Below are 20,147 nucleotides of genomic sequence, written 5' to 3' on the forward strand. Positions count from 1 at the left end.
CCTCAGCGCAACGGTAGCCCTTGTTCTACCAGAGAGGCCAGCAGGCCCGCGCCCAGCGGGATGATGCTGTCATTGAAGTCATACCGGTCGTTGTGCAATTGGCAATGACCGACACCTTCGCTCGATGAGCCGCCTTGGCCGAGGTAAATATAGGCCCCCGGCCGCTCCTGCAGCATGTATGAAAAGTCTTCGGCGCCCATGGTGAGGGGTTCGTTACACCTCACGTTTGCCTCTCCAACCAGACTTTTGGCAACGCCTGCCGCGAACAATGCCTGCTCGGGATGATTGACGGTTGCGGGGTAACCTCGTTGATAGTCATAGGTGACAGTAGCGCCAAACGCGGTCGCAACGCCATGGGCGATTTCGCCAATGCGTTTCTCCAGCAGATCTCGATTGGCGTTGGTAAAGCTGCGTGCGGTTCCGATCATCTTAACGTGGGCGGGAATAACGTTGTTCGCCGTGAGCTGGCTGGTTTGCAGGCTGGCCACCGTCACGACCCCCGACTCCAATGGGTGCAGGTTGCGGCTGATAATGCTCTGCAAGGCGACAATGATATGGCTGGCAGCCAGCACCGGGTCGATTGCGGCGTGAGGGATGGCCGCATGGCCGCCGCGGCCGATTACCACAATTTCAAAGCTGTCCGCCGCCGCTTCCACCGGGCCGGGCTGTACGGCAATGACCCCGGCGGGGTAGTCGGGGTTGTTGTGCAAGGCATACACCGAATCCACTGGGAACTGCTTGAAGAGCCCTTGTTCGATCATTACGCGAGCACCGCCGCCGCCTTCTTCGGCGGGTTGGAAAATCACAACGGCTTCGCCACTGAATCGACGCGTCTGAGCCAGGTAACGCGCAGCGGCCATCAACATCACTGTATGCCCGTCATGCCCGCAGCCGTGCATGAGGCCCGGGTGGATGGAGCGGTGGGCGAAGTCGTTGGCTTCGAACATGGGCAGGCAGTCCATGTCCGCACGCAGGCCTATGCTTGCACCGGGCTGCGTGCCCTGAATGACGCCGACTACGCCGGTTCCCGCCAGCCCACGGTGTACTTCAATACCGTTTTCTTCAAGAAAGCCGGCAACAATCTCGCTGGTTCGGTGTTCATCAAACCCCAGCTCTGGGTGCGCGTGAAGGTCGCGTCTCAAGGCAGTAAGTGCTTTAAGCTGTGTTTGGATGTGTTCAACAGGATTCGTGGTCATGGGCGAGACTCTTGTTATTTTGGTTGAGCTGGGAATCTACAGCCTTCGCGTGTTCTTTCAATCAGGCCAGTGCAACCAGAAATGTCGGGCATGATGTAGGCCGTTCAAAGCTGACCTGCGTGCTAGCATGGCTGCCCCTTCGGAGGTGTACATGAGTGTTTTGATCCGCAGTTGCGCCGCCTTGGCGTTGATCTTCAGTTTGCCTTTGTCTGCCGCTCCAGCATTGATGCACAGCCAATTTCTGCCGCCGGACGACCTTACCCTGCGCGCGCAAACCCCTGATCAACAGCAATTGCTGCAAATCACCGAGTACGCGGTAGTGGTCGGCAACCAGCGGCAATCCACCCAGCAGCCGATCCCGGTAACGTCGCCGCTGATGATTCGTCTCAAGGGCAAAGCCCTGAACAAAGGCGCGACCATCGCTCAGGTGGTGCTCAATTTTGATGCCGAAAGCAAAAGCCTGAAAAAGCCGCTGTACGATGACGCCAGCAAAACCCTGACGTTGTCTTACCCGGTGGCGCAGTACCGCGTGATTGTCGACTTGCTGCGCAATGACACGGTGTATGTGCAGTTCCTCAGTTATGCCAATGGGCATATCTGGGCGGATCTGCATACCGGTGCGGTTCGCGCAAAGTAATTGAGCCGATTGCAGTCAATGTGGGAGTGTTTGGTTGTTTTCGAAGGAGGTGTCTGGCAGGTAGACTTCCTCTCCCGTGTAAATGTCTGCAGGCTGGAGTCGGTAATGCGTAAAGATAAGAAACAGGTGATTGGTGACGAGATCGGCGACGACCAGATCAAGTTGTTCCTGGACTTCGAGCCGGTTGACGCGACTTCACCGTCCCTGCACAAGCTGATCAAGGCCTACCGTGGCCTGCGTATCGATGACTTTGGGCGGTTCCTGGGCTTTTTCAAGGAAGCTGGCCTGGACCTGGACGGCAAGGACGAGCATGGCCAGACCTTCGTTGACCTGATCAAGGATCAGCGCAACGCCGATGAGTACATCGAACTGATCAACGCCGCCCGCGGCTGATTACGCGAGACATAAAAAACGCCCCGAGGGGCGTTTTTATTGGTCGTTCCCACGCTCTGCGTGGGAGTGCATCCTGTGACGCTCTGCGTCACGTCCTCAAGCGTAGCTTTCGGCTTCGTTGCTTTGCTCAACCAGTTCCAGGCTGATGTTGTTCTGCGTGTTGATCTTGCGATACAACTCGGCATCCGTCTCCAGCACTTTTTCCCGCGCCGGGAAGATCTCGTGCAGCTTGGCCGCCCACTCACCGGCGGCTTTTTCCGGGAAGCAGCGCTCGATCAACTCCAGCATGATCGACACCGTCACCGAAGCGCCCGGGGACGCGCCCAGCAGGGCTGCCAGCGAGCCGTCTTTGGCCGCGACCAGCTCGGTGCCGAATTGCAGCACGCCGCCTTTCTTCGGGTCTTTCTTGATGATCTGCACCCTTTGGCCGGCCACTTCCAGGCGCCAGTCTTCGGCTTTCGCTTCCGGGTAGAAGCGGCGCAGGGATTCCAGGCGTTGTTCCATGGATTGGCGCACTTCGCTGACCAGGTACTTGGTCAAATCCATGTTGTCGCGGGCCACGGCCAGCATCGGGCCGATGTTGCCGGCGCGAATCGACAGCGGCAGGTCAAGGAACGAGCCGTGCTTGAGGAACTTGGTGGTGAAACCGGCATATGGCCCGAACAGCAGGGATTTCTTGCCCTCGACGACGCGAGTGTCCAGGTGTGGCACGGACATCGGCGGCGAACCCACCGCAGCCTGGCTGTAGACCTTGGCCTGGTGATGCTTGACCACTTCCGGGTTGTCGCAACGCAGCCACTGGCCGCTGACCGGGAAGCCACCGAAGCCTTTGCTTTCTTCGATCCCCGAGGCTTGCAGCAACGGCAGTGCCGCGCCACCGGCACCGAGGAACACGAACTTGGCGTCGACTTCACGGCTGTTGCCGCTGTTGACGTCCTTGATGCTTACGGTCCAGCCTGCGCCATTACGCTTGAGGCCGGTGACACGCTTGCTGTACTTGACCTGGGCATCCGGTGCGCTGGTCAGGTGCGACAGCAGTTGGTTGGTCAGGGCGCCAAAGTTGACGTCAGTGCCATTCATCACACGGGTGGCAGCGATTTTTTCGTCGAGTGGGCGGCCGGGCATCATCAGTGGCATCCACTCGGCCATTTCGCTGCGGTCTTCGGTGTAGTGCATGTCCGAGAACGCGTGGTGCTGGCTGAGGGTTTCAAAGCGCTTCTTGAGGAAGGAAACGCCTTTGTCACCCTGCACAAAGCTCAGGTGCGGCACCGGGCTGATAAAGGATTTGGACGAGCCAAAGGTGCCTTTTTTGGTCAGGTACGCCCAAAACTGCTTCGACACCTCGAACTGGGTGTTGATGTGCACGGCTTTCTTGATGTCGATGGAGCCATCGGCGGCCTGCGGCGTGTAGTTCAGCTCACACAGACCGGCGTGACCGGTACCGGCGTTGTTCCACGGGTTGGAACTTTCCGCGGCACCCGAATCCATCAGCTCAACGACTTCCAGCTTGAGGCCGGGGTCGAGCTCTTTGAGCAGAACGGCCAGGGTGGCACTCATGATGCCGGCCCCTACCAGAACTACGTCGACTGCTTCGTTATGCGCCATTTAACGCGTCTCCAAAATCTGCAGCACCAAATTGACGGCATGGCTGCCAGGAGTGACGGGGCGGTTCACGTGTTGCCCCAGGTTACCCATGGCCAGGATCGCCATGTCCGTTTCGCAATTCTTTGCATCTTCAGCACACGCTTCCTGCCGGGCTAATCTGCCTATGAACGCATTCATGGGCGCCTGTGGCAATTCGACTTATGGTCAAAGCGTGTGATTTGTGCAACCAATCCGTAGCGGACAGGCTCAAGCTCCGGTTTTTGAGGAGTACTCGGTCCTGTGTGGTTGGGCTGTTCCAGACGCTGATGGTGCTTGTACAAACGCCAAACTATTCATTTGCTCGCCACACTCTTGTGAAGTTGTGAAAACCCGTTTTTTCACGCTCTTTTGAAGACGTGAACCTCAAAAAAGGGCTGCCCCAGCCTGGCACCTGGCCCGCAAACCTCTGCCGACACGCGGCAAAACGGGCAAACAACTCAAGTGGCCGAGCGCAATGGCAGCTCTGGCAGATTCGGTAAGGCGGGAGGTTTGCAAAGAAAACAGCAAGCGCGCCAGCTTCACTCGATCTGTGTGGGCGGCTCTCTGTGGGCGATTTTGGGGTTAATACCGAGGCATTAACGATGCTGCGAGGCCCGATCAGGAGACGTCCTTATAATCGGGGGGAGATTGTAGCGAAGAACGTCAGGGAAATGGGCGTGTTTTATGACTTTTATTAGCGTCTCGGTCAGGAGGCCAACGCATGCCGGGTTTGCGCGTGTGCAACCTTCGGGCTGATCCTGGCACTCGCCGGCAGCGGACGGTGCATCCAGCCCAGGTGTGTCTCTGCGACCTCCACCCAGCCGTCGCCGACGGGCGGCAAGCTGCACTGTTTGAACGCCAGGCAATGGCCATGGCAATCGAGCAGGGCATAGTGCCGATGACGGCCGCGAGGCATGAACAATGACTTGAGAAGGCGCATGGCTTTGTACCTGTTACGTTACATGCTTGAAGGTTGCCAGTGTGCCATGACATTGAAATGACGGATTTATGCGAAATTGTAATTTGAGCCCGCCTTCAGCTGCCGTTCAGGATGGCTGGTGAGTGGCGCGTGTGCACCGTTATACTGGCGGCCTGTTTGCATCTAGTCCTGGAGAAATGAGTATGTTGCAACGCCTGTTGTTCGGTTTGATCACTGTGACCAGTTTGACCCTGGTTGGCTGCGCCAACAGCCCGCAACAACTCAGCCCGCAACCTAAAGTCACCGCACAGTTGGCCCCTGTCGGCCACGGTCAGCCGGTATCGGTGCGTGTGGTAGATGGTCGTCCGTCGCCGACCCTGGGCTCGCGCGGCGGCCTGTACCCTGAGACTGCGCTGATTTCGGTACAAGGCCAGGACGTGTTGCCCAAGCTGCAAGCCCAGGCTGAAGCCGCCGTGCGTCTGCTGGGCTTCACCCCGGCCAACTCGCCGGGCGCGCCTCAATTGACCATCACCCTTGCCGAACTGAAGTACCAGTCGCCCAAGGAAGGCCTGTATGTGACTGAGGCCTCGATTGGCGCGACGTTCAAGTCCGACGTCAGTGCCGGTACGCGCCGCTACAGTGGCCGCTACGGCGCCTCGCTGAACCAGCGTTTTGGCATGTCGCCGAATCAGGAAACCAACACCAAGCTGGTCAGCGACGTGTTGAGCGACGCGCTGACACGTTTGTTCAAAGACCCGAGCATCGGTTCGCTTCTCAGCTCGCAGTAACCGTCGGGCGGGCGCGCAGCGCCCTGATCGCCGTTACCACGCAGAGCGTGGGAACGATCACCGGGCTCAGTGATGAGCCCGGTTTTTTTATGCCTGTAACGTTCATGCAGCCGTTTCGACATACAAGTCCAGCACACTCACGCCGGTGAGCAGGTCCAGCTCCGGCAGGTCGGCATGCTGGTGCCCACCCAGCGCGCAATACACCAGCCAGTGGCGATCCTGAACGTTGAACGCCAAGCCGCCGACAAGCGCCTCCTGTTCATCCGTCGGGGCGATCAGATACAGCCGATCCTGGTTTTGCGCATGCAACATGACGAGCTCCTGAGCGTTCGAAGGGCAACAGAGTGGCTTGTTAAGGTGACGTTCAGGTGACGCTGTAAATTAATGGATACATTAATCGTACATGGGGGACGGAACGTTTCAGCGGCAGGATGCCAATATCGTTCAGGTTTGTATCTGAATTGATACCAGAACACTGTCCGACTGAGGTGCGCGATGGCGCTGCCCGCACTGCTGATCAATGCTGTGGCTTTATTGTTGGCCTGCCCGGGTGCAGCGCTGCTGTTTATTACCCGTCTACGCGAGCAACGTGCGCTGGCCGACCTGACCGCGCAAAGCGAAGATCGCGCTATCGACCAACCGATGTTGTTTCTGGATGTGCGCACCGAACGGGCGCATCGCCTGGCTTACCGCGTCGGGTTTGCCTGCCTTGCTCTGGCGCTGGGCGTCTCCTGGCTCAGCACCCACCTCTAACAAACACCACAAAACAAATGTGGGAGCGGGCTTGCCCGCGATAGCAGTGTGTCAGTCGATAAATTCAGTGCTGACACGCCGCCATCGCGGGCAAGCCCGGCTCCCACATTTGAACGGCGGCGGGCGCGAAATGTTGGTCAGGCACAAACAAGTGTGGGAGCTGGCTTGCCTGCGATAGCAGTGTGTCAGTCGATAAATTCGGTGCTGATACGCCGCCATCGCGGGCAAGCCCGGCTCCCACATGTTTTGCTTCAGTGTTTAGAGGGGAATCCCGGCTTTAACCCGATACTGATTACGCACCGGCGTTGCGTACTGCACCACCAGGTACGGGCGGTGTTCGGCCGGGCATTCGTTCAGGCGCCGCTCCCATTCCGCCTTGGCCTTGGCCAACTCATCCGCCGGGAACACTTCGGCCGCCGTCGGCACCTGCAATTGCGGGTCGGCGTCGCTCCATTGCGCATACGCCAGGTAATGCACCGGGAATAACCGATAACCACCGAGAATCTGCCGGTCCATTTCCACCGCCAGTAGCTTGGTGTCTTCAAAACGTTCGGTGATCGGCGGTGCAAAGTTGATGTGCACGCGGCCTTTGTAGCCGGTGATGCCGAGGGCAATGCTCACGTCATCTTCGCCCGGCGCTTTGGTGTAGGTGCCGGTGGTGGCACGGATATACAGCTCGCGCGCCTTGGCTGTATCGCACGGGTCGTATTCGTAGCTGATCGACACCGGCGTGAGGTTCAACGACTGGATCACCTCGGCAAACGGCTCATCCTTGCGGCTGACGTGGAACATCTTGAGGATCGCCGACTCGGTGCGATCATCGCCATCCTTGGCACGCCCTTCGGCCTGGGCGATCCAGATCGACTGGCAATCGTTGCGGATCGAATGGTTGATGTAGGCCGACAGCAAGTTGTACGCCGCCATCTTCTCCTTCCGCCCGGTGATCGAGCGGTGCACGATGAAGCTCTTGTTCAGGCGCATCAGGTCGCTGACGAACGGCTTTTGCAGCAGGTTGTCGCCAATGGCGATGCGCGGCGTCGGCAGCCCGGCGTGATACACGGCGTAGTTGACGAAGGCCGGGTCCATCACGATGTCGCGGTGGTTGGCCAGAAACAGGTAGGCAGTGCCGGACTTGAGCTGCTCGACGCCGGTATAAGTAACGCCGTCGGTCGCGCGGTCAATGGTGTGGTCGACGTAATATTCGACTTTGTCCTGCAGCGTGGCCACGGTGGTGACGCCAGCGAACTCGCGGCGCAGCTTGCGGGCGATCATTGGCTTGAGCAGCCAGCCCAGGGCGCCGGCAAAGCGCGGGAAACGAAAGTGGGTCAGGATGTCCAGAAAGGCCTTGTCACTGAACAGACGTGCCAGCACTGCCGGGACTTCGCTGTCGTTGTAAGGTCGGATGGTATCGAATTCGCCCATCATGCTCTCTTGTTAGAAACGGCTAGTGTTAAGTAAAGGAAATATCAGGGTGCGGCCGCAATATTGGCTCTGCCGTGAATAGCCCTGTAAATAGACCGGCGATTATACGCACAAGTCACCTGGGAGACCGCGATGCTGGAAACCGAGTCGTACGATTGTCCTTATTGTGGTGAGCCAGCCGAGGCCGTGTTGGACCTTTCCGGCGGCGATCAGTCATACATTGAAGACTGCCCGGTGTGTTGCCGGCCGATTATCTTTGATCTGCAGGTACACGATGACGAATGGATGCTCACGGTCCGCAGCGAAAACGAGTGACAGGTACGCCCATGCAGCGAATCTACGAACCGGAAAACCTGATGGAAGGCGAACTGCTGCAGCAGATGCTCGCCAGCGAAGGCATTGAGGCGCACCTGGTGGGGCGCCATTTGCTCGGTGGCACCGGCGAGTTGCCGATTTTCGGCCTGCTGGGCCTGGAAGTGGACAACGACCAGGCTGCCTACGCCCGCGAGCTGATTACCGCCTACAACGGCGCGCAACCACTGCCCGGCGATGAACCCGACAGCTTCCCCGACGTATTGGTCTGTTAGGCTGTCGGTCGGTTTACCCAAGAGTCGTGTTACCCCATGTGTGGACGTTATGCCCTGTTTCGCTGGAACCCCGCCTTTGCAGCCTTGCCCGGCTTCCCTGCCGATCAGCAGGCCCAGTGGAACATTTCCCCGAATGATTCGGTGCTGATCCAACGCCTGGAAGAAGGTCAGCGCACCCTGGCCCGCGCGCGCTGGGGCCTGACGCCGCCCTGGCTGACCGACCTTTCCCGCACGCCAGCCCATGCCCGCGCCGAAACCCTGGCCGAACAACCGATGTTTCGCGAAGCCTTTCGCCAGCGCCGCTGCCTGCTGCCGGCCAATGGCTTTTACGAATGGCGTGGCACCCAGCGCAAGCGCCCGTATTGGCTGACGCCGGGGGAGGGCTCGACGTTGTTTTTTGCCGCGATCTGGGAAGCGTATCCGGTGCAGGAGCAAGTGTGGCTGAGTACCGCAGTGGTGACCCAGGCGGCGCAGAGTCAGCGGCGGCCGTTGATTCTGGACGCGGCGGGGCAAGAGGCGTGGCTGAATCCGCAGACGCCATTGCATGTGTTGCAGGGCTTGTTGGCGGGTGAGCCGGCTGCGTTGCGCGAGCGGGTGTTGGCCAATATGGTCAATGATCCGAAGCTGAATGGGCCGGAGTGCCTGACCCCGGGCTGAGGTTGGATTCACTGGCCCCATCGCAGGCAAGCCAGCTCCCACCATTGACTGTATTCACAGATCCAAATGTGGGAGCTGGCTTGTCTGCGATAGCGGTCTCAAGACCACCGCCAATCCCTAAACCTTGAACTGATTGATCAACCGCCGCTGCTGCTCCGCCAGCTTGGTCAAATCCGCACTCGCCGCACTCGATTCATCCGCGCCGCCCGCCACTTCATTGGCCACCTGGCCGATATTGATCACATTGCGGTTGATGTCCTCAGCCACCGCGCTCTGCTCCTCGGCCGCGCTGGCAATCTGGGTGTTCATGTCATTGATCACCGACACCGCCTGAGTAATCGTTTCCAGCGCCTCGGCCGCCTTCGCCGCATGCTGCACGCTTTCATCGGTACGGTTCTGGCTGTCTTCCATCACCTTCACCACATCGCGCGTGCCTTGTTGCAGCTGCTGGATCATGGCCTGGATTTCTTCGGTGGCCTTCTGGGTTTTCTGCGCCAGGTTGCGCACCTCATCGGCCACCACCGCGAAGCCACGGCCTTGTTCGCCGGCGCGTGCCGCCTCGATGGCGGCGTTGAGCGCCAGCAGGTTGGTCTGCTCGGCAATCCCGCGAATCGCTGTGAGGATCGCGTTGATGTTCTCACTGTCCTTGGCTAGGGTTTGCACCACGCTCACCGCGCGGCCAATTTCTTCGGCCAGCGCGCCGATGGACGTGGAGGTGTCGCGCACGATGCGCATCCCTTGGCTGGCGGCCTGGTCGGCATGGCTGGCGGCTTGCGCGGCCTGGGTGGCGTTGCGTGCCACGTCCTGGGCGGTGGCGGTCATCTCGTGCACGGCGGTGGCCACCTGGTCGATCTCGACCATCTGTTTATGCACGCCCTGGTTGGTGCGAATCGCGATATCGGCGGTGTGCTCCGACGAATCGCTGACCTTCTGCACAGAACTCACCACTTGGGTGATCATGCCCTGCAGCTTGATCAGGAAGGTATTGAAGCCCGTGGCGATGGCGCCCAGTTCATCGGCGCGGTCACTGGTCAGGCGGCGCGTCAGGTCGCCTTCGCCTTGGGCGATGTCGTTGAGCATGGCCACCATTTGCTTGAGCGGGCGGGCGATGCCGTGGCCCACCAGCCAGATCACCAGCAAGCCGATGCAGGCGATCAGCAGGCCGACCATGGCCATGCCGAAGGTGTCGGTCTTGCGCTGGGCTTGCAGGTCGCTTTGCAGTTGCTGCGAGTCGGCCATCACCGCACTCAGCGGCAGTTGCAGCATCAAGGTCCAGCGCGCTTCGGCCTGGCCGATGTTGAACGGCAGGAACAGCTCGATATGCCCGTGTTCCTTGTCGATGTCGTAGCGCACTTCGCCGACTTTCAGCTGGCCGAGGTTGGCCAGCTCATTGCTGTCGAGCAGGTCGGTGGCTTTTTCGCCGAGCTTGCTAGCGTCTTTGGTGTACGCCACCAGGCGCCCATTGCTGGAAATCAGCGCCAGTTCACCGGCGCCGTTATAGAGGTTCTGGTCGGCGCGGGTGAGCATGTCCTGGATGAAGTTCACCGACAGGTCGGCGCCGACAATGCCCTGGAAGGTGCCGTCGATCATGATCGGTTCGATAAACGAGGCGAGCATCACCATCGCGTTGCCGACCTTGTAAGGCGCGGGGTCGATGGCGCAGGGCTTTTTGCTCTCTTTGGAACACAGGTAGTACTCACTGGCGCGCACGCCGGTGGAAAGAATGTTCTGGTCGTTGACGTCGGCGAGTTTATCCAGGCCCAGGCTGCCATCGGCATTGCGATACCACCACGGCAGGAAACGGCCGTCGGCGGCCATGCCGACAATCGGCGTGTTTACGTAGGCGGCGTCATTGTGGTCGATCGCATTGGGTTCCCAGCCGATATAAGCGCCGAGGATTTTCGGGTTGCGCACCACGGTTTCGTGCAGCAGGTTGATCAGTTGTTCGCGGCCCACTTGCAGGGCCGGCTCGCCGTTGGCGCCCTTCATGCCGAGCAGGGCGTTGGCGGTGGCCAGGCCTTTGGCGGTCACCAGCGGTGCTTCCAATTCACGCTGGATCAACGTGGCCTGGGTTTGCGCCAATGCGGTCAGGCGTTGCTCGATGATCTGCTCGAATTGCGCCTGGGTGCGTTCCTGCACCAGTTCCTGGGTGCGCGCGCCGGCAAACACGGCGTAGAGCACCAGCACCGCGACCACACTCAGCACGATGGCGCCGGTCAGTGCGGCGACAGAAAACTGAATCGACTTGAATTTCATGAAGGCTCCGGGCGCAAGGGCAGATGGGCTGCCTTTTTGTATCGGCCACGGGCGCGGGAGGCTTAAGGCCGGGCCGGTGAAATAGTGCCGGATGTCGCAAATGGGCTGTTCGCCGCCGCTGTGGGTGTGTGGGATGTATCTGAAAGTTAGCGGTTACACGTCTTGTGTATCTGGCGCTGATACACATGAGCGCCTACGATACGCGCCATGTTTTCAGGGAGCGTGTTCATGAAGAAGTCATTGGCGGTAAGTGGGTTGGTTGCGGCGATGTTGCTGGCCGGTTGCCAGTCGGTTAACACCACCAGCGGCGGGGCCGTTGGGGTAGAGCGCAAGCAGTACATGTTCAGCATGCTGTCGAGCCAGGAAGTCGACCAGATGTATGCCCAGTCCTACCAGCAGACGCTGGGTGAGGCGAGCGGCAAAGGCATGCTCGACAAGACCAGCGCCAACGCCAAGCGCGTGCAGGCCATCGCCAATCGTCTGATCGCCCAAGCACCGACTTTCCGCCCGGATGCGGCGCAGTGGAAGTGGGAAGTGAACCTGATCAAAAGCGATGAGATGAACGCCAACTGCGGGCCTGGCGGCAAGATCTTTGTGTACAGCGCGTTGATCGACAACCTCAAGCTCACCGATGACGAGCTGGCGGCGGTGATGGGCCATGAAATCGCCCACGCGTTGCGTGAACACGGGCGTGAGGCCATGTCCAAGGCCTATGGAATCCAGATGGCCAAGCAGGGCGCCGGTGCGCTGTTCGGTCTGGGCCAGGACAGCCTGGCGTTGGCCGATACCGTGGCCAACTACGGCATGACCTTGCCTAACAGTCGTGCGAATGAAAACGAAGCGGACCTGATCGGCCTGGAACTCTCGGCCCGTGCCGGCTACAACCCGAACGCAGCCATCACGCTTTGGAACAAGATGGCGAAGGCTTCGGAGGGCGCGCCACCAGAATTCATGAGCACGCACCCGGCATCCGACAGCCGAATCGCCTCATTGCAGGCGGCGATTCCGAAGGTGATGCCGTTGTATCAGCAGGCCAAAAAATCCTGATTGATCGATCGTTCCCACGCTCTGCGTGGGAATGCCGCTCTGGACGCTCTGCGTCCGCTCTAAAAGGCGCGACGCAAAGCGTCACAGAATGCATTCCCACGCGGAGCGTGGGAACGATCAGGTCGGTCTAGATCCAGCCGCTGCTCTGCATGGCCTTGTACACCGCCACCACCGCCAGAACGAAGAACGCCGTAGCCGCCAGCCTGCGAATCAACGTCAACGGCAGTTTCTCCGCCGCAAAATTCCCTGCCAGAACCACCGGCACGTTGGCAATCAGCATGCCCAGCGTGGTGCCGATAATCACCAGCCACAGCTCAGGGTATTGCGCCGCCAGCATCACCGTGGCGATCTGCGTCTTGTCACCGATTTCGGCAAGGAAGAACGCAATCAGCGTGGTCAGGAACGGGCCGAACTTGCGCGTGGTACTGGCTTCGTCATCGTCGAGTTTGTCTGGTACCAAGGTCCACAGCGCCGTGGCACAGAAGCTCGCCGCGAGGATCCAGTGCAACACCGCATCCGAGAAGAAACTGCCGAACCAGGCCCCCACGGCGCCGGCGGCCGCATGGTTGGCCAGGGTCGCGGCGACGATGCCGGCGATGATCGGCCAGGGTTTGCGAAAGCGTGCGGCCAGGATGAGCGCGAGCAGCTGCGTCTTGTCGCCGATTTCGGCCAAGGCAACGATTGCGGTAGGAACGAGTAATGAATCCAGCATCAGGTAGGTTTCCAGGGGCGGGTCGACACGGCTATGACACGTACAGCCTTCCCGCCCCGGGTAAGGTGTGCGTGTCATAGGTCTTGTCAAACCCCGGTCCGTCTGTGCGGACTCCTGGGTCGCATACGCCATGGTCTGTTGACCAAGTATGTTGACGTATGCCGGACGAGCATGGCGCTCGTGGGAGACTACTCCCCTAGGACGGAGCGGATTCTGCCTAGGCAAAACCCATTCGGCAAGCCTTCTTTTTCAAAAAGCCATCAGCCGCGTTTGGCACGATAAATGCGAAAACCATTGCCTTCGGCCTTGATTGCACACACGCCCAAATGCTCTTCGATCAGCGGCTGATACTTGAGGAAGCTGTTGGCAACCAAGCGAAGTTCGCCGCCTTTTGCCAGGTGTTTCGCGGCTTTTCGCAGCAGGTTTTCCGTGGCGAAATAATCCGTGTGCACCCCGACATGAAACGGCGGGTTGCTCAAAATCGCGTTCAAACCCATCGGCGCGGCGTCGATGCCGTCACCGGTCAACACTTCGGCTTCCAGGCCATTGGCTGCCAATGTCAGGCGACTGCTGGCGGCGGCAAATGCATCCACGTCGAGCATCGTCACCGTGTTATGCGGGTAGCGACGCTTGACCGCCGCCCCGAGCACACCGGCGCCGCAACCAAAGTCCAGCAAGTGCCCGCTGGGCAGCTTGTCCAGGTGTTCCAGCAACAGTTCGGTGCCGCGATCCAGACGACCGTGGCTGAACACGCCCGGCAGGCTCACCACCTTGAGCGGCCCTTCGGCCAACGGCACGTCGAACACCTGCGCCAGGCTTTCCAGCTCGACGGCTTGCGGCGCATTGGCCACGGTGACTTGCCACAGTTGGCAGTGCCGCGCGTTGTCGAGCTTGCGCGGCTTGCCGAACGGGATCATCTGCTTGGCGGCGCTTTCGATGCCGCCTTTTTTCTCGCCGACCAGAAACAGCTCGGCGCCGGGCAAGCGCGCGGCCACGGCGTTGAGCAGGTAGTCGGTGAGGTCCTTGGACTTGGGCAGGAAAATCACCGCCGCATCAAACCCGCGTTCGGGCACGTTGACGCCGAACAGGCTGCGCTCGGGGAAACGTGCGTCGAGCGCCGCCTGGTCGCCGGCGTGCCAGCTCCAGCCGTGGGCATTGGGCAGGCGGCCGAGCAAATCGTCGGCGGGCAACCCTACCAGCAGCAGGTTGCCTTGAAAAAGTTCGGCCTGACGAAGCAGTACTTCACTGCGCGGATCCATGGTCTGCTCCTTGAAAAGGGGCGCAGTTTATCAACTGACGACGCGCAGCGGGGCGCCGCTGAAAAAGCCTCGGGCGTTTTCCGCCAATTGGCCGACGATACGCTGCCGCGCTTCGCGGCTGCCCCAGGCGTTGTGCGGCGTGACGATCAGGCGGGGGATGTCACCGGCCAGCAGCGGGTTGCCATTTACCGGTGGCTCAACGCTCAGCACATCGGTGGCGGCGCCGCCCAAGTGGCCGTTGCGCAGGGCGTCTGCCAGTGCCTGTTCGTTGATCAAGCCACCGCGCGCGGTGTTGACGATAAACGCGCCGGGCTTGAGCAACGCCAGCTCGCGGGCGCCGATAAAGTCGCGGGTGTGTTCATTGAGCGGGCAGTGCAGGGTCAACGCGTCGACCTGCGTGAGCAGCTCATCCAGCGGCACGCGGTCGGCACGGGCCGGGCGCCCCGGAATCGCGCCGAGCACCACACGCATGCCGAAGGCTTCGGCCAGGCGTGCCACGGCACTGCCCAGTTCGCCGTGGCCGAGCAGGCCAAGGGTTTTGCCTTCCAGCTCGACAATCGGGTAGTCCAGCAGGCAGAACTGCTTGGCCGCTTGCCACTTGCCGGCAGCCACATCCCGTTGATAGTCCTTCAAGCGCGTCGCCAGGTTGAGCAACAGCATGATCGTATGCTGCGCCACCGACGGCGTGCCGTAGCCTTGGCAGTTGCTCACGGTAATGCCATGGGCGCGGGCCGCGTCGAGGTCGACGTTGTTGGTGCCGGTGGCTGAAACAAGGATCAGCTTGAGCTCGGGGCAGGCTTCCAGGGTTTCGGTGTTGAGTGCGATCTTGTTACTGATAGCGACTCGGGCGCCTTGCAGGCGTTCGATCACATTCTGCGGCGTGGTATGCGCGTACAGCTGCAGGTCGCTGAAGCTGTTGCGCAATTCGCTGAGGTCGAGGTCCCCCAGGTCCAGGGACGGGTGATCAAGGAAGACGGCGCGGCGATTGTTCGTCATCAACTGTACCTTTTGCGACAGGGTTCGAAGGCGTAATCTGCCGAGCCTATCAGATGAAATAATCAGTTACTTAATGGAGTGAGCATGTACGCCGCCGAGTTTTTGACCGTAGCCTTGATTCACTTGTTGGCGGTGGCCAGCCCCGGCCCGGATTTCGCCGTGGTGGTGCGTGAGAGTGTGACCCATGGCCGCCGCGCCGGCACCTGGACCGCGCTGGGTGTGGGTTCGGCGATTTTCCTGCACGTGGGTTACTCGTTGCTCGGGATTGGCTTGATCGTTTCGCAGTCCATCGTGCTGTTCAACGCGCTGAAATGGGCCGCCGCCGCGTATTTGCTGTACATCGGCTTCAAGGCCTTGCGCGCGCAGCCGGCCAAGCCGGTTGCCGAGGGCGAGTTGCACCGTGAAGCGGGCGAGCGCACCCCGCGCGGGGCCTTTACCGCAGGTTTTGTGACCAATGGCTTGAACCCCAAGGCCACGCTGTTTTTCCTGTCGCTGTTCACCGTGGTGATCAACCCGCACACGCCGCTGGCGATCCAGGCCGGTTACGGTGTGTATTTGGCGGTGGCGACGGCGCTGTGGTTTTGCCTGGTGGCAATGCTGTTCAGCCAGCAGCGGGTGCGTGCGGGATTTGCGCGGATGGGGCATTGGTTTGATCGGACCATGGGCGCCGTGTTGATTGCGATTGGGGTGAAGTTGGCGTTTACCAGCATGAAGTAACACCACACGGGGTAAAACACGGCCCCTGTGGGAGTCGGGCTTGCCCGCGATGCAGGCACCTCGGTGTATCTGTTGCACCGAGGCGACGCTATCGCAGGCAAGCCAGCTCCCACAGGGAATCGCTGTGAGGCTCCAATAATGGCGCAAAGCTAGCATTCATTGGGTTCTACAAATCATTCCTTTGGCTGATTTGGCTGACACATAAGCTCTCTAAAGTGCAGGTCTTCAAGCCAAGACCGTGCAGTCAGATAAGGGATTCGTATGTTGCAGACCCGTGTTATCCCGCCCGCCGAAGGCGCTTACCAATACCCGCTGTTGATCAAACGCCTGTTGATGTCCGGGGCGCGTTACGAGAAGACCCGGGAAATCATCTACCGCGACAAATTGCGCTACACCTACCCAACCCTGATCGAGCGCGTGGCGCGCCTGGCCAATGTGCTCACCGAAGCCGGGGTCAAGGCCGGTGACACCGTCGCCGTGATGGACTGGGACAGCCACCGTTACCTGGAATGCATGTTCGCCATCCCGATGATCGGCGCGGTGATCCATACCATCAACGTGCGCCTGTCGCCGGAACAGATTCTCTACACCATGAACCACGCCGAGGACCGCTTTGTGCTGGTCAACAGTGAGTTCGTGGGGCTTTACCAGGCCATCGCCGGGCACCTGACCACGGTCGACAAGACCCTGCTGCTCACCGACGGCGACGCCAACACCGCCGAGCTGCCCAACCTGGTCGGCGAGTACGAAACCCTGCTGGCGGCCGCCAGCCCCAGGTATGACTTCCAGGATTTCGACGAAAATTCCGTCGCCACCACCTTCTACACCACCGGCACCACCGGCAACCCCAAGGGCGTGTACTTCACCCACCGCCAGCTGGTGCTGCACACCATGGGCGTGGCGACCATCATGGGCAGCGTCGACAGTGTGCGCCTGCTGGGCACCAACGACGTGTACATGCCGATCACGCCGATGTTCCACGTACACGCCTGGGGCCTGCCGTATGTGGCGACCATGCTCGGTTTGAAACAGGTCTACCCCGGCCGCTACGACCCGGAATACCTGGTGGAGTTGTGGCGCAAGGAACAGGTCACCTTTTCCCACTGCGTGCCGACCATCCTGCAAATGGTGCTCAACGCCAAGGCCGCCCAAGGCGTGGATTTTGGCGGCTGGAAAATCGTCATCGGCGGCAGTGCGCTCAATCGCACGCTGTATGAAGCGTCCAAGGCGCGTGGCATTCAACTGACCGCCGCGTATGGCATGTCCGAGACCGGGCCGCTGGTGTCCTGCGCCCACCTCAACGAAGAGCTGATGGCCGGCACCGAGGACGAGCGCACCACCTACCGCATCAAGGCCGGCGTGCCTGGGCCGTTGGTGGAGGCGGCGATTGTCGACAGTGAGGGCAATTTCCTGCCCGCCGACGGCGAGTCACAAGGTGAGCTGGTGCTGCGCGCACCGTGGCTGACCGAGGGTTATTACAACGAGCCGCAAAAAGGCGCCGAGCTGTGGGAAGGTGGCTGGATGCACACCGGCGACGTGGCCACCCTCGACGCGTTTGGCGTGATCGATATTCGCGACCGCATCAAGGACGTGATCAAGACCGGTGGCGAGTGGATCTCCTCGCTGGCCCTCGAAGACCTGGTCAGCCGCCACCCGGCGGTACGCGAAGTAGCGGTGGTGGGCATCGCCGACCCGCAGTGGGGCGAGCGCCCGTTTGCGCTGCTGGTGGTGCGTGATGGCCATGTGATAGGTGCTCGCGAGCTCAAGGAACACCTCAAGCCTTTCGTCGAACTGGGCCATTTGAGCAAGTGGGCGATTCCAAGCCAGATCGCCGTTGTTACGGAAATTCCCAAGACCAGCGTAGGAAAACTCGACAAAAAACGTATCCGTATCGACATCATTGAATGGCAGGCCAACAACAGCACCTTCCTCTCCACCCTCTGACGCCTTTCGCCGCGCCCGTCCGGGCGCGGCAATGCTCTATCTCGCGCCTTCACTTGTGATTTGCCAATTTTCAGCCATCCTTGCCCCGCCGACCTTCGTTGGCGTGGCGAAAGGGTTGTGGCAGACGGGTCGGTGATGCAAATCACACTTTAGAGGGATCAAGCGATACCCCCCGCTGGCTATAGTCCCTCTCAGAGTTTTTCAAGGATGTTGTGCTTCGGGCCATGGGGGCTCGGTTGCCGTTCGGCATTGGAATCGTTGTATTCCGGCCGTTACATGCATCCAGAAGACAGAACTCACTGCCATAACAATAATGCACATGGAGTAGCGTCGATGACCTCAGTAAACCAGTTCTGGCGCCGGGCAAGACTGCCCCTGGCCGTCAGTCTCGCTTCTACGCTCGCCGGGCCCGCATTCGGCGTCAGTTTCAATATCGGTGAAATCGAAGGTAGCTTTGACTCATCCCTGTCGGTGGGGGCGAGCTGGTCGACTGCGGGTCGAAACAAGGACCTGATCGGCGTCAACAACGGTGGCAAGGGGTTGTCGCAAACCTCCGATGACGGCCACCTGAACTTCGACAAGGGCGATTCCTTCTCGAAGATCTTCAAGGGTATCCATGACCTTGAATTGAAATACGGCGACACCGGCATTTTTGTGCGTGGCAAGTACTGGTACGACTTTGCCCTGCAAAACGAAGACCTGGACTTCAAGAACGTCAGCAACAACAACCGCAAGGAAGGCGCCAAGTCTTCCGGTGGGCAGATCCTCGACGCCTTCATCTATCACAACTACACCATCGCCGATCAGCCGGGCAACGTGCGCTTCGGTAAGCAGGTGGTGAGTTGGGGTGAAAGTACCTTCATCGGTGGCGGTATCAACTCGATTAACCCCATCGACGTGTCCGCATTCCGTCGCCCGGGGGCTGAAATCAAGGAAGGCCTGATCCCCGTCAACATGTTCTACGTGTCGCAGACGCTGACCGATAACCTGTCGGCGGAAGCGTTCTACCAACTGGAGTGGGACCAGACCGTTACCGACAACTGCGGCACCTTCTTCTCCCAGCCTGATGTGGTCTCCGACGGCTGCAGCGACAACCTGCGCCTGCTTGCCAAACGCTCGACCATTGCCGCCACGGCGGCGGGTCGCGGGGCGCTCGCTCAATTCGCGGCGCGCGGCGTGGACACCAACGAAGAGGGCACCCTGGTTCGTCGTGGCGGTGATCGGGATGCGCGTGACAGCGGCCAGTTTGGCGTGGCCATGCACTACAACTTCGAGCCACTGGACACCGAATTCGGTGCCTACTTCATGAACTACCACAGCCGCGCGCCGATCTTCAGCGCAACCGCGGCACCCGCGTCCGCCTATGCGATTGCACCGGCCTTCGGCACATTGGCTCCGGTATTTATCGCGGGTAACTCCAAGTATTTTATCGAGTACCCGGAAGATATCCGTCTGTACGGTTTGAGCTTCTCGACCACCCTGCCTACCGGGACTGCCTGGAGTGGCGAGCTGAGCTATCGCCCTAACGCGCCGGTACAGCTCAATACCACCGACATCCTGTATGCGGGTGTGAAAGACCTGGGCGGCGCATTTTCGAATGCATCCCTGCTCAGCGGCGCCAAGGGCCAGGACCTGAATGGTTACCGTCGCAAGGAGATCACTCAGTTCCAGACCACCCTGACGCACTTTTTCGATCAGGTGATGGGTGCCAGCCGTCTGACCCTCGTGGGTGAAGTGGGCGTGACGCATGTGGGTGGGCTCGAAAGCAAGAACAAGGTTCGTTATGGCCGCGATCCGGTCTTCGGTCCTGGCGCGTTGCCGTCAACTGGCGGGCGTAACACCTGTGCGCAGATCCTCAACCCGTCCACTATCGGCGGCGCCGGCCCAGGCGCAGATGCCAGCAATGTCTCCAAGTACTGCGACAACGATGGTTTCACCACCGCCACCTCCTGGGGCTACCGTGGTCGCGCCATCTGGGAGTACCCGGATGTGTTTGCCGGTGTGAACCTCAAGCCCAACGTGGCCTGGTCACATGACGTCAAAGGTTATTCGCCAGGTCCTGGCGGCAACTTTGAAGAGGGTCGCAAGGCCGTCAGCCTGGGTGTCGATGCCGAGTACCAGAATACCTACACCGTAGGCCTGAACTACACCAACTTCTTTGGTGGCAAGTTCACCACGGTGGATGACCGCGACTTCATCGCGCTGAGCGCCGGCGTGAACTTCTAAGCACACTCTCTTTAA

General features: G+C 60.2%; 20 protein-coding genes and 1 riboswitch. Of the genes, 11 read left to right on the plus strand and 9 right to left on the minus strand.

Going from position 1 to position 20,147, the window contains the following annotated elements; all coding sequences use genetic code 11:
• Window positions 1-2: 2 nt before the first annotated feature.
• On the minus strand, window positions 3-1,142 hold the full coding sequence (locus tag L8I05_RS21285; protein ID WP_242171399.1) for a M20 aminoacylase family protein: 1,140 nt from the start codon (window positions 1,140-1,142) through the stop codon (window positions 3-5).
• Between the two features lie 205 nt (window positions 1,143-1,347).
• On the opposite strand from L8I05_RS21285, the gene L8I05_RS21290 reads away from it, so the two are divergent.
• A complete protein-coding gene (locus L8I05_RS21290; protein WP_242171400.1) occupies window positions 1,348-1,833 on the plus strand; it encodes a hypothetical protein in 486 nt (161 codons plus the stop codon).
• A gap of 105 nt (window positions 1,834-1,938) precedes the next feature.
• Window positions 1,939-2,226 carry a PA4642 family protein gene (locus tag L8I05_RS21295; RefSeq protein ID WP_159954275.1) on the plus strand — a complete coding sequence of 96 codons (288 nt, stop codon included), beginning with the start codon at window positions 1,939-1,941 and terminating at the stop codon, window positions 2,224-2,226.
• 96 nt (window positions 2,227-2,322) lie between these two features.
• Here L8I05_RS21295 and mqo read toward each other — a convergent pair whose 3' ends face one another.
• Both mqo and L8I05_RS21305 read right to left on the minus strand, forming a co-directional pair.
• Window positions 2,323-3,831, minus strand: coding sequence for a malate dehydrogenase (quinone) (gene mqo / locus L8I05_RS21300; RefSeq protein WP_159954276.1), 1,509 nt, complete (start codon window positions 3,829-3,831; stop codon window positions 2,323-2,325).
• Between the two features lie 724 nt (window positions 3,832-4,555).
• On the minus strand, window positions 4,556-4,789 hold the full coding sequence (locus tag L8I05_RS21305) for a hypothetical protein (RefSeq protein WP_177016492.1): 234 nt from the start codon (window positions 4,787-4,789) through the stop codon (window positions 4,556-4,558).
• Between the two features lie 182 nt (window positions 4,790-4,971).
• On the opposite strand from L8I05_RS21305, the gene L8I05_RS21310 reads away from it, so the two are divergent.
• Window positions 4,972-5,556, plus strand: coding sequence for a YajG family lipoprotein (locus tag L8I05_RS21310; RefSeq protein WP_159954279.1), 585 nt, complete (start codon window positions 4,972-4,974; stop codon window positions 5,554-5,556).
• A gap of 102 nt (window positions 5,557-5,658) precedes the next feature.
• On the opposite strand, the gene L8I05_RS21315 is transcribed toward L8I05_RS21310, so the two are convergent.
• Window positions 5,659-5,868: a hypothetical protein gene (locus L8I05_RS21315; RefSeq protein WP_159954280.1), complete on the minus strand. Its 210-nt coding sequence runs from the start codon at window positions 5,866-5,868 to the stop codon at window positions 5,659-5,661.
• 183 nt (window positions 5,869-6,051) lie between these two features.
• Here L8I05_RS21315 and L8I05_RS21320 point away from each other — a divergent pair, with 183 nt between their 5' ends.
• Window positions 6,052-6,309 (plus strand): hypothetical protein, encoded by a 258-nt coding sequence (locus L8I05_RS21320; RefSeq protein WP_242171401.1) that lies wholly within the window; start codon window positions 6,052-6,054, stop codon window positions 6,307-6,309.
• A 258-nt stretch (window positions 6,310-6,567) separates the two neighbouring features.
• Here the strand turns inward: L8I05_RS21320 and L8I05_RS21325 are convergent, their stop codons facing one another.
• Window positions 6,568-7,731, minus strand: coding sequence for a 1-acyl-sn-glycerol-3-phosphate acyltransferase (locus tag L8I05_RS21325; RefSeq protein ID WP_174245590.1), 1,164 nt, complete (start codon window positions 7,729-7,731; stop codon window positions 6,568-6,570).
• Window positions 7,732-7,863: 132 nt separating this feature from the next.
• On the opposite strand from L8I05_RS21325, the gene L8I05_RS21330 reads away from it, so the two are divergent.
• The 3 genes from L8I05_RS21330 to L8I05_RS21340 are packed head-to-tail and all read left to right on the plus strand — an operon-like array spanning window position 7,864 to window position 8,975.
• A complete protein-coding gene (locus L8I05_RS21330) occupies window positions 7,864-8,046 on the plus strand; it encodes a CPXCG motif-containing cysteine-rich protein (protein ID WP_106578700.1) in 183 nt (60 codons plus the stop codon).
• An 11-nt stretch (window positions 8,047-8,057) separates the two neighbouring features.
• Window positions 8,058-8,318: a DUF2007 domain-containing protein gene (locus tag L8I05_RS21335; protein ID WP_094953020.1), complete on the plus strand. Its 261-nt coding sequence runs from the start codon at window positions 8,058-8,060 to the stop codon at window positions 8,316-8,318.
• A 36-nt stretch (window positions 8,319-8,354) separates the two neighbouring features.
• Complete coding sequence (locus L8I05_RS21340; RefSeq protein ID WP_159954283.1) at window positions 8,355-8,975, plus strand: SOS response-associated peptidase; 621 nt, start codon at window positions 8,355-8,357, stop codon at window positions 8,973-8,975.
• Between the two features lie 117 nt (window positions 8,976-9,092).
• On the opposite strand, the gene L8I05_RS21345 is transcribed toward L8I05_RS21340, so the two are convergent.
• Window positions 9,093-11,231 (minus strand): methyl-accepting chemotaxis protein, encoded by a 2,139-nt coding sequence (locus L8I05_RS21345; protein ID WP_242171402.1) that lies wholly within the window; start codon window positions 11,229-11,231, stop codon window positions 9,093-9,095.
• Window positions 11,232-11,459: 228 nt separating this feature from the next.
• Here L8I05_RS21345 and L8I05_RS21350 point away from each other — a divergent pair, with 228 nt between their 5' ends.
• Window positions 11,460-12,278 (plus strand): M48 family metallopeptidase, encoded by an 819-nt coding sequence (locus L8I05_RS21350; RefSeq protein WP_159954285.1) that lies wholly within the window; start codon window positions 11,460-11,462, stop codon window positions 12,276-12,278.
• Window positions 12,279-12,405: 127 nt separating this feature from the next.
• Here L8I05_RS21350 and L8I05_RS21355 read toward each other — a convergent pair whose 3' ends face one another.
• From L8I05_RS21355 to L8I05_RS21365, 3 genes are all read right to left on the minus strand, one after another.
• Window positions 12,406-12,990, minus strand: a complete 585-nt coding sequence (locus tag L8I05_RS21355) for a TMEM165/GDT1 family protein (RefSeq protein ID WP_016974259.1) — start codon at window positions 12,988-12,990, stop codon at window positions 12,406-12,408.
• An 89-nt stretch (window positions 12,991-13,079) separates the two neighbouring features.
• A riboswitch (yybP-ykoY riboswitch) is annotated at window positions 13,080-13,199 on the minus strand.
• A 51-nt stretch (window positions 13,200-13,250) separates the two neighbouring features.
• Window positions 13,251-14,249 (minus strand): class I SAM-dependent methyltransferase, encoded by a 999-nt coding sequence (locus L8I05_RS21360; protein WP_242171403.1) that lies wholly within the window; start codon window positions 14,247-14,249, stop codon window positions 13,251-13,253.
• Between the two features lie 30 nt (window positions 14,250-14,279).
• Window positions 14,280-15,245: a 2-hydroxyacid dehydrogenase gene (locus tag L8I05_RS21365; protein ID WP_242171406.1), complete on the minus strand. Its 966-nt coding sequence runs from the start codon at window positions 15,243-15,245 to the stop codon at window positions 14,280-14,282.
• Window positions 15,246-15,329: 84 nt separating this feature from the next.
• On the opposite strand from L8I05_RS21365, the gene L8I05_RS21370 reads away from it, so the two are divergent.
• From L8I05_RS21370 to L8I05_RS21380, 3 genes are all read left to right on the plus strand, one after another.
• Window positions 15,330-15,962 carry a LysE family transporter gene (locus L8I05_RS21370; RefSeq protein WP_016978297.1) on the plus strand — a complete coding sequence of 211 codons (633 nt, stop codon included), beginning with the start codon at window positions 15,330-15,332 and terminating at the stop codon, window positions 15,960-15,962.
• A gap of 261 nt (window positions 15,963-16,223) precedes the next feature.
• Entirely contained in the window at window positions 16,224-17,906 is a 1,683-nt protein-coding gene (locus L8I05_RS21375; protein ID WP_242171409.1) for a fatty acid--CoA ligase, read from the plus strand.
• Window positions 17,907-18,239: 333 nt separating this feature from the next.
• A complete protein-coding gene (locus L8I05_RS21380; RefSeq protein ID WP_242171411.1) occupies window positions 18,240-20,132 on the plus strand; it encodes a DUF1302 domain-containing protein in 1,893 nt (630 codons plus the stop codon).
• Window positions 20,133-20,147: the final 15 nt, after the last annotated feature.

Source organism: Pseudomonas sp. MONT-RG-20F-20-E-7-02 (assembly GCF_022662395.1).
Taxonomy (GTDB): Bacteria; Pseudomonadota; Gammaproteobacteria; order Pseudomonadales; family Pseudomonadaceae; genus Aquipseudomonas.

Bases quoted from the DNA above. Each gene is read 5' to 3' on its own strand.
- L8I05_RS21320 (WP_242171401.1), top strand. From the start codon at position 6,052: ATGGCGCTGCCCGCACTGCTGATCAATGCTGTGGCTTTATTGTTGGCC.
- L8I05_RS21380 (WP_242171411.1), top strand. From the start codon at position 18,240: ATGACCTCAGTAAACCAGTTCTGGCGCCGGGCAAGACTGCCCCTGGCC.
- L8I05_RS21340 (WP_159954283.1), top strand. From the start codon at position 8,355: ATGTGTGGACGTTATGCCCTGTTTCGCTGGAACCCCGCCTTTGCAGCC.
- L8I05_RS21375 (WP_242171409.1), top strand. From the start codon at position 16,224: ATGTTGCAGACCCGTGTTATCCCGCCCGCCGAAGGCGCTTACCAATAC.
- L8I05_RS21355 (WP_016974259.1), bottom strand. From the start codon at position 12,990: ATGCTGGATTCATTACTCGTTCCTACCGCAATCGTTGCCTTGGCCGAA.
- L8I05_RS21295 (WP_159954275.1), top strand. From the start codon at position 1,939: ATGCGTAAAGATAAGAAACAGGTGATTGGTGACGAGATCGGCGACGAC.
- mqo (WP_159954276.1), bottom strand. From the start codon at position 3,831: ATGGCGCATAACGAAGCAGTCGACGTAGTTCTGGTAGGGGCCGGCATC.
- L8I05_RS21345 (WP_242171402.1), bottom strand. From the start codon at position 11,231: ATGAAATTCAAGTCGATTCAGTTTTCTGTCGCCGCACTGACCGGCGCC.
- L8I05_RS21350 (WP_159954285.1), top strand. From the start codon at position 11,460: ATGAAGAAGTCATTGGCGGTAAGTGGGTTGGTTGCGGCGATGTTGCTG.
- L8I05_RS21370 (WP_016978297.1), top strand. From the start codon at position 15,330: ATGTACGCCGCCGAGTTTTTGACCGTAGCCTTGATTCACTTGTTGGCG.
- L8I05_RS21330 (WP_106578700.1), top strand. From the start codon at position 7,864: ATGCTGGAAACCGAGTCGTACGATTGTCCTTATTGTGGTGAGCCAGCC.
- L8I05_RS21365 (WP_242171406.1), bottom strand. From the start codon at position 15,245: ATGACGAACAATCGCCGCGCCGTCTTCCTTGATCACCCGTCCCTGGAC.
- L8I05_RS21305 (WP_177016492.1), bottom strand. From the start codon at position 4,789: ATGCGCCTTCTCAAGTCATTGTTCATGCCTCGCGGCCGTCATCGGCAC.
- L8I05_RS21360 (WP_242171403.1), bottom strand. From the start codon at position 14,249: ATGGATCCGCGCAGTGAAGTACTGCTTCGTCAGGCCGAACTTTTTCAA.
- L8I05_RS21335 (WP_094953020.1), top strand. From the start codon at position 8,058: ATGCAGCGAATCTACGAACCGGAAAACCTGATGGAAGGCGAACTGCTG.
- L8I05_RS21315 (WP_159954280.1), bottom strand. From the start codon at position 5,868: ATGTTGCATGCGCAAAACCAGGATCGGCTGTATCTGATCGCCCCGACG.
- L8I05_RS21325 (WP_174245590.1), bottom strand. From the start codon at position 7,731: ATGGGCGAATTCGATACCATCCGACCTTACAACGACAGCGAAGTCCCG.
- L8I05_RS21310 (WP_159954279.1), top strand. From the start codon at position 4,972: ATGTTGCAACGCCTGTTGTTCGGTTTGATCACTGTGACCAGTTTGACC.
- L8I05_RS21290 (WP_242171400.1), top strand. From the start codon at position 1,348: ATGAGTGTTTTGATCCGCAGTTGCGCCGCCTTGGCGTTGATCTTCAGT.